General features: G+C 51.5%; 1 protein-coding gene. It reads left to right on the top strand.

Translation table 11 applies throughout. The features are described 5' to 3' along the window. Window positions 1-437: transposase (locus AC066S_RS39490; RefSeq protein ID WP_478272010.1), on the top strand; the 437-nt coding region annotated here is incomplete at both ends.

Raw genomic sequence — 437 nt, 5'->3', positions numbered from 1 at the left:
GCCTTTATCAGTGCGTCATATGAATGTAGACGAAGTCGCCTTTAAAAAAGGGCATAGGTATATAACCGTGGTATCTGATCGCGACGGGCGGGCACTGGCATTAACCGATGATCGTGGCACAGAGAGTCTTGCCAGCTATCTCCGTTCGCTTACTGACAGTCAGTTGTTGGCCATCAAAACACTGTCGATGGACATGAATGCGGGCTATATAAGAGCAGCGCGTATCCATTTACCCAATGCGGTCGAGAAAATCGCCTTCGATCGCTTCCATGTGGCGAAGCAACTGGGCGAAGTGGTTGATAAAACCCGCCAGAATGAACATCCGCACCTCCCTGTTGAAAGTCGTCGTCAGGCCAAAGGTACCCGCTTCCTGTGGCAGTACAGCGACAAATGGATGACTGAGTCCCGGCAGGAAAAGCTGATGTGGTTGCGGGAAC

The organism is Bradyrhizobium sp. CFUWI (assembly GCF_056429085.1).
Note: the sequence above shows the minus strand (reverse complement) of the source record. Positions and strands in the feature narration are given on the sequence as shown.